A 4,525-nucleotide genomic window follows, 5' to 3' on the forward strand; every position below is an offset into this window, starting at 1 on the left:
CGCTCGAAGGAGTATCAGGAAAAGCTCCTTCGCTTCATGGATGAACACGTCTACCCTGCCGAGCCGATCTACCACCGGCAGATGACCGAGTCCGGCGATCCGCACCACCACCCAGCGATCCTTGAGGACCTCAAAGCCGAAGCCAAGAAGCAGGGCCTATGGAACCTCTTCCACCCCCACCCCGGCACCGGCCCGGGTTTGAGCAACGTCGACTACGCCCCATTGGCAGAAATCATGGGTCGCTCCCCCGAACTCGCCCCCGAAGCCTGCAATTGCAACGCCCCGGATACGGGGAACATGGAGGTTCTCGAGCTTTATGGAACTGAGGCTCACCGCAGGGAGTACCTGAATCCGCTGCTCGACGGTGAAATCCGCTCCGCATTCGCCATGACCGAACCCGGAGTCGCCTCCTCAGATGCCACCAATGTGTCCATGCGCATGGACCGGGTTACCGGTTACACCGCCGAGGGCTCGGATAAGCCCCTCGATGGGTATGTACTTAACGGGCGGAAGTGGTTTAGTTCGAACGGCATGCGGCCCAACCTCAAGGTGCTCATCGTCATGGGCAAGACCAGCCCAGAGGCTGAGCCCCACCGCCAGCAGTCCATGCTGGTTGTCCCCGCCGACGCCCCCGGCGTCCGAATCCTTCGCGACCTTCCCGTCTTTGGCTTCCACGACCGCGAAGGCCACGCCGAACTGGAATTTAAGGACGTATTCGTCCCGGACCACGACATCCTCCTGGAGGAGGGAGCGGGTTTTCGGATCTCCCAGGACCGCTTGGGGCCAGGCCGGATTCACCACTGCATGCGTGCCATCGGCATGGCAGAACGTGCACTCGAGCTGATGTGCGAACGAGCGTTGTCTCGAAGCACCTTCGGCAAAGCGCTGGCCGAGCGCGACACGATCCAAGAACGCATCGCCAACGCCCGCATCGACATCGAGCAGGCCCGGCTATTGACTTTGAAGGCCGCCTGGATGATGGACACGGTCGGCAATAAGGCCGCTCGCCAAGAAATTGCTGCCATCAAGGTTGCTGCCCCACAGGTCGCGCTCCGCATCGTCGACGAAGCCATCCAAGTATTCGGTGGCGAGGGTGTGACCTCCGATACCCCGCTGGCTCACATGTGGGCTGGCCTGCGATCACTCCGCCTGGCCGATGGCCCGGATGAGGTCCATCGCATGACCATCGCCCGACAAGAACTGCGCAAATACAAGTAGCACACCGGCACAGCACAGACCTATCGAAGGAGCCACGGTGAACGACCCAACAACCGGCAGCCACAATTCAGCCACGAAGAACCCGGCCGTGCCGTTCAATATGGACAAGCTGAAGGCCTGGCTCACCCGCATCACCCCATTGAGCGGTGAGCTCTCGCTTAACCGCGTCGGAAACGGGCAGTCCAACCTCACGTTCCTCGTCGAAGACACCACTGGCGCACGCTGCATCGTCCGCCGTCCGCCGCTGGGAAAACTTGCCGCCAGCGCCCACAACGTCGTGCGCGAAGGAAAAATCATGGCGGCTCTTCACGACACCGAGGTGCCCGTCCCGGTGATCTATGGCAACACCGACGAGCTTGCCGACCACGGTCAAGCTGTCTCCGATGCCCCCGTCGTGGCGATGAGCATGGTCGACGGAGTGACCATTAGCTCTGCAGAAGCCGCTTCCCCTTTGGGGCTGGACCTCCGGCACAAAATCGCCACCAAGATGCTGGACGCGATGATCCACATCCACGGCGTCAACCTCGTATCCACCGGACTGGACACGCTGGCATCCCACGACCCCTACGCCCCACGACAGCTCAAGCGCTGGTCCGGGCAATGGGACAAGACCAAGACGCGGGAATTACCTGCGCTCGATAAACTCACGGCTCTCCTGGAGGAACACACCCCGGAACAGAAGGAAACGGTGCTGGTCCACGGCGACCTACACGTCGGCAACGTCATAGCCAACCCAGACGACGGCACCATCAACGCCGTCATCGACTGGGAGCTCACCACGCTGGGAGACCCCCTCGCTGACGTGGGAACCATGCTGGCTTATTGGCCGGTCAAGGACGGACTGGTCCTCCCTGGATTTGAAGCACCCCTCCTCGACGGATTCCCGAAGGGTGAAGAACTAGCCGAGCGCTATCTAGGCGCCACGGGACGGGACAGAAAGGCATTGGCTTTTTGGCACGTCCTGGGGCTATGGAAAGTTGCGATCATCTGCGAAGGCGTGGTGCGCCGCGTCATGCAGAATCCCAGCAACCGCGCCTCCGGAGGCGCCCCCACCCAGGAGATGGTGGAGTGGATTGTCGCCGAGGCGCAGCAGACCGCGAGGGAGTACGGGCTTAGCTAGGCGGCGACATTCGGCAGAGAACGCCCGGCAAGCTCACTAAGCTGGGCGCCATGGCAACCCGAACCCCGCAAGAGTGGATCACCGACTACCCCCTCCTTAAGCGCCTCGTCGCGCTCGAGGAGACCCTGTGGCTGAAGCCCGACCTGCCCCGCTCCGAAGAAGGCCTGGCGCACGTCGGGATCACCCCGAACCAGACCCAGGATGCCGCGGACCGGCTGAAGCGCTTCGCGCCCTACCTGCAGCAGGTCTTCCCAGAGACCGCGCCGAGTGCTGGCGTCATCGAATCCCCGATCCGCCACGTGCCCGCGATGAAGGAAGCAATCGAGGACCTCACCGGGCAGCAGATCAAGGGGCAGCTGTGGGCGAAGCTCGACTCCCACCTGCCGATCTCCGGGTCCATCAAGGCCCGCGGCGGAATCTACGAGGTCCTCCAGCACGCCGAGGCCCTCGCCCTGGAGCACGGCCTGATCACCCTGAACAGCGACTACCGGCTCCTCGATTCCGCCGAGGCCCGCGAGCTCTTCGGCCAGCACCGCGTGGCCGTGGGCTCCACCGGCAACCTGGGGCTGTCTATCGGCATCATGAGCGCCAACCTGGGCTTCCAGGCCGCGGTCCACATGAGCGCGGATGCCCGGCAGTGGAAGAAGGACCTGCTGCGCTCCCACGGCGTGGAGGTCGTGGAGTACGAGCAGGACTACTCCGTCGCCGTCGCCGCTGGTCGCAAGGCCGCCGAGGACGACGACCTCGTCTACTTCGTGGACGACGAGAACTCCGTCTCCCTTTTCCTCGGTTATGCGGTCGCCGGGGCGCGACTAGCCGGACAGCTGCAGGCCATAGACGTCCGGATCACCGAGGAGGAACCACTCCACGTCTACCTGCCCTGCGGGGTCGGCGGTGGCCCGGGTGGTGTCGCATTCGGCATCAAGGCCATCTTCGGCGACTCCGCGCGCTGCTACTTCGCCGAGCCCACCCACTCCCCCGCCATGTTCATCGGGGTGCACACCGGGGCGCATGACCAGCTGGCTGTGCAGGACTTCGGCATCGACAACGTCACCGCCGCCGACGGGCTGGCCGTGGGGCGGCCCTCCGGCTTCGTCGGCGAGCGGATGCAGTACCTCATCGACGGCTACTACACCGTCAGCGACGAGAACATGTTCCGCGGCGTGGCACTCTTCCACCGCTCCGAGGATGTGCAGTGCGAGCCGAGCTCCGCGACCAGCTTCTTCGGCCCCGGCACCATTGGCCGGGCGGGCACCCACCTGGCGTGGATCACGGGCGGGGCGATGGTGCCGGAAGAAGAAATGGCTAGCTACATCGCCTGCGGCGAGGAACTGCTCGAGGGCTAGCCTTGCCCATATAAAGCAAGTGGCCGCGGGGAGAACCCGCGGCCACTGCGCTATTGAGTTACTACTCAGCCATTACAGCGCTGGGGAAAGACCTGCGCTCGACTGGTCAGATACCCGATAGAGGTGTTCGTTGACGAACTCGCCAACGCCCCAGCGAGCGAGCTCGCGGCCATAGCCGGAGCGACCGATTCCGCCGAAGGGCAGGCCAGCCCCGGTGACGGCGTGCTCGTTGATGAAGGTCATGCCGTCGCGAAGCTGCTCAGCGACCTTACGGGCCGCATCCAGGTCGGTGCTCCACACGGAGCTGGAGAGGCCGTAGTCGGAATCGTTCGCGATCTCGATGGCCTCCGCTGCGTCCTTAGCGCGGTACACGATAGCCACGGGCCCGAAGATCTCGTTGCAGCCAACGTCCGCCTTAGGGTCCACGTCGACCAGCAGAGTCGGCTCCATGAAGGCGCCGTCGCGGTCGATGGCCTTACCACCGACGCGGATGGTGGCCTCACCGTTCTTCTCCGCCTCGGCGAGGCGCTCGACGATCTCGTCGCGGGCACCGATGGAGGACAGCGGACCGACATCGGCGTTCTCGTCGTCGAATGCGCCGACCTTCATCTCGCCGATGCGCTTCTCCAGCGTTTCGACGGTGCGGTCGTAGAACTCGTCCATGACGATCAGGCGCTTCGGGGCGTTGCAGGCCTGGCCGGTGTTGTACATGCGGATCTTGGTGAACTGCTCCAGCACCCAGTCCAGGTTCTCATCGTCGAGCACGATGAAGGGGTCGTTGCCGCCCAGCTCCAGCAGGGACTTCTTGTAGTGCTCGCCGGCGGTCTTCGCCACGGCGGCA

4 protein-coding genes are annotated in these 4,525 nt (G+C 64.0%); 3 read left to right on the forward strand and 1 reads right to left on the reverse strand.

What is annotated here, in order from left to right; all coding sequences use genetic code 11:
• The 3 genes from Q1V78_RS09200 to Q1V78_RS09210 all read left to right on the forward strand — a co-directional run.
• Positions 1–1,218, forward strand: a 1,218-nt coding sequence (locus Q1V78_RS09200) for an acyl-CoA dehydrogenase family protein (protein ID WP_300613836.1), incomplete at its 5' end; no start/stop codon positions are given.
• 37 nt (positions 1,219–1,255) lie between these two features.
• Positions 1,256–2,338 carry a phosphotransferase family protein gene (locus Q1V78_RS09205; protein WP_300613838.1) on the forward strand — a complete coding sequence of 361 codons (1,083 nt, stop codon included), beginning with the start codon at positions 1,256–1,258 and terminating at the stop codon, positions 2,336–2,338.
• Positions 2,339–2,388: 50 nt separating this feature from the next.
• Positions 2,389–3,684: a D-serine ammonia-lyase gene (locus Q1V78_RS09210; RefSeq protein ID WP_300613840.1), complete on the forward strand. Its 1,296-nt coding sequence runs from the start codon at positions 2,389–2,391 to the stop codon at positions 3,682–3,684.
• 72 nt (positions 3,685–3,756) lie between these two features.
• Here Q1V78_RS09210 and Q1V78_RS09215 read toward each other — a convergent pair.
• On the reverse strand, positions 3,757–4,525 hold a 769-nt coding region (locus tag Q1V78_RS09215), incomplete at its 5' end, for an aldehyde dehydrogenase family protein (protein WP_300613843.1).

The sequence above is a fragment of the Corynebacterium sp. genome, assembly GCF_030152825.1.
Classification (GTDB): Bacteria; Actinomycetota; Actinomycetes; order Mycobacteriales; family Mycobacteriaceae; genus Corynebacterium.